Source organism: Actinomadura roseirufa, from assembly GCF_900659635.1.
Taxonomy (GTDB): domain Bacteria; phylum Actinomycetota; class Actinomycetes; order Streptosporangiales; family Streptosporangiaceae; genus Spirillospora; species Spirillospora roseirufa.
In genome coordinates, this window is the sequence record NZ_CAACVB010000549.1 from 1 (window position 1) to 1,630 (window position 1,630).

Consider the following 1,630-nt stretch of genomic DNA (forward strand, 5'->3'; position numbering starts at 1 on the left):
CCCGCGCCGTCTCCGAGACGGCCGCGCCGGGCGCGCTCAGCCGAGGCTGATCGGGAGCCTCGCGGCGAGGTCCCCGAGCGCGGCCCGCTCCGCCGCGTCCGGCGCGCGGCGGCCGGTGCCGATCAGCAGCGCGTCCCGGTCGGAGAACGAGGCGGGGAAGACGTCCCCGGCGATCCGCTCCAGCGACGCGCGCGCCGCCGCCAGGGGCTCGGCGGGCGGCCCGGCGGCCGACGGGAGACGCGCGACCAGGTCGAGGTGGTGCAGGGTCCATTCGAGCACGTACGCGGACAGGTAGTCGCCGGCGGTCAGGACCTCGCCCTGGGTGGCGACGCGGGCGGCCGGATCGGCGAGCGCGGCGGCGCGGCCCGCCGCGGACCCGACGTCGTCGAGATGGAACTTCAGCAGCCGCGGCTCGCCGTACGCGGCGGCCAGCCGCGGGATCAGCGCGTCCAGCGGGTCGTCGCCCGTCGGCGGCGCGACGGGCTTCCAGTAGGTGTCCGCGTTCACGGTCGGCGCGGACTCGGCGGGCGTGACCAGGGTGATCAGGACGTCCTGCGCGTCGATGACCAGGTGGCACACCAGGTCCCGCACGAGCCAGCCCGCACAGCCCGACGGCCGTTCGAAGTCCTCGTCCGGGGTCTCGGCGACCGCCGCGAGCAAGGCCGTCCAGGAGCGTGAGAAGAGATCCACGGCCGCACCGTAGTGCCGGTTCGAAACGGCGGACAACCGTATTTAGCGCTACCTCCGCTCAGCCCCAGGCCATGCGCCGCCAAGGGCTGGCCGGGTCCTCCGCGAGGATCCGGTGACCGATGAGCGAACGCTCGTACCACTCGCCGAACTCGCCGCCGTCGAAGCGGAGCATGCGGCCGAGGACGTAGCCCGCGGAGAACGACCGCCACGACGTGTACACCTGGTGCGCGCGGTGGCCCGCGGTGAGGACGCGCTTCTCGGCCTCCTCGGCGTCGCAGTACCCGGCGCCCAGCCCCCACCGCGCCATGTTCACCGCCCGGCCGAAGTCGTAGCCGAACACGCTCTCGACCCGCCCGTCCGGCGGCAGCAGGCCGTCCGCCCGGAACCGCGCCTCGTACCGCAGGATCAGGCCCGACAGGTCCACGACCTCGCGGACGGTCGCCGCGGCGATGTCGCGCTCGCCGCACCAGGCGGCGATCGCCTCCCGCCACGCCCGCTCGCCGGTGCCGCGCCCGCGCCGGTCGAGCACCATCTGGATCGCCGCGTCGCTGTTCTCCGCGTCCAGCAGCGCGTCCACCTGCTCGCGCCAGCCCGCGGCGTCGGTGACGCCCCAGTCGCGTTCGAGGAGCACCCGGTCGTCGCGGCCGCCCGCGTCGGTGAGGGTGTTCCAGGCCACGCCGTTCCCGACGGCCAGGTGCGCGCCGACCGCGAGCGCCGCCGCGAGACGCCCCCACGGCGCGCCGGAGGGGTCGGTGACGAGGACGTCGTGATCGCGGTCCGGTCTCCGTTCGGCCTCGGCCAGCAGCAGGGAGACCCGCCGGTGGCCGTCCCCTTCCGGCGGCATCTGCGCCAGCAGCTCGCGCAGCGGCGGCAGCGCGGCGCGCGGGCCCGCGTCCCGCAGGATGAGCCGCGCCGCGTGGACGCCCGCGGCGTCGGCGCG

General features: G+C 76.2%; 2 protein-coding genes. Both read right to left on the reverse strand.

Features of this window, described 5'->3' with window-relative positions; genetic code table 11:
• Window positions 1-36: 36 nt before the first annotated feature.
• Window positions 37-690, reverse strand: a complete 654-nt coding sequence (locus E1291_RS41305; protein ID WP_131743457.1) for a maleylpyruvate isomerase N-terminal domain-containing protein — start codon at window positions 688-690, stop codon at window positions 37-39.
• 58 nt (window positions 691-748) lie between these two features.
• Window positions 749-1,630, reverse strand: an 882-nt coding sequence (locus tag E1291_RS41310; RefSeq protein WP_131743458.1) for a DUF1266 domain-containing protein, incomplete at its 5' end; no start/stop codon positions are given.